This window comes from Kitasatospora sp. NPDC056531 (assembly GCF_042794375.1).
In the GTDB taxonomy this organism is placed as follows: domain Bacteria; phylum Actinomycetota; class Actinomycetes; order Streptomycetales; family Streptomycetaceae; genus Kitasatospora.
Map to the genome: position 1 here is coordinate 1 of NZ_JBHTTU010000387.1, position 901 is coordinate 901.

Sequence of the window (901 nt, forward strand, 5' to 3'; positions counted from 1 at the left end):
GCCCTGGCCTGCCTGGTGCACACCCTGGTCACCCTGCCGACCGGCGGCTGGTCGACCGGCACCGCACCGGGCCTCACCACCGCCGCGCTCGCCGTCCTCGCCCTCGCCCGGCACGAGCGCCGCACCGCCCGTCCGCTGCTGCCCGCCGCCCTGCTCAGCTCACCGACCGTGGGACCGGCTCTCGGCATCCTGCTCGCGGCCTCGGCGGCGGTGTTCGGGACCCTCTTCCCGGCCACCTACTTCCTGCAGGACGTCCTCGGCCTCGACCCGTTGCAGAGCGCCCTGCGGGCGGCGCCCCTCGCGGTGGCGATGATCCTGGCCGCGACCGCCTCGGCCCGGCTGGCGAAGCGTCACGGCACGCGCGAAACCGTGCTGTTCGGGATGGCCCTGATCACCTCGGGCGCGCTGCTCACCGCACGGCTCGGCCCGACCTCGGGCGCCGTCGCGATCGGCTGCTGCTTCCTGCTGCTCGGCAGCGGCCTCGGCACGGTGATGGCCACGGCCACCTCCGCGATCGTCCGCGGCGCGGCCACCGCCGAGGCGGGTGTGGCGGGCGGCCTGCAGCAGACCGCGATGAACATCGGCCCGGCCCTGGGCGTCGCCCTGGCCACCACCCTCGCCGGCCGTACGGCACCGGGCGCCGCACTCACCCCCACCGCCCTGGCGACAGCCGCCGTGGCCGCAGCGGGGCTGCTGCTCGCCACCCGGCTGCCGAGCCGGGCCGCCGCTCAGCCGCAGGAGGCCCCCAGGCGGCTGTAGGCGCCCGTGACGCACCCGCCACGCCGAGCATCGACCTGGTTCGGGAGACCCAACAGAGAGTCCGGACCCAGTCGATGGGTGGGGTCCCCCCCGTCGGCCCCGGAGGTGACCACCACCCTCGCCCCCAAGACGCCCCCGTCGA

At 76.7% G+C, this 901-nt stretch carries 1 protein-coding gene; it reads left to right on the forward strand.

The window, feature by feature from the left end; genetic code table 11:
* Window positions 1-759, forward strand: a 759-nt coding sequence (locus ACFQ87_RS46660; RefSeq protein WP_380617121.1) for an MFS transporter, incomplete at its 5' end; no start/stop codon positions are given.
* Window positions 760-901: the final 142 nt, after the last annotated feature.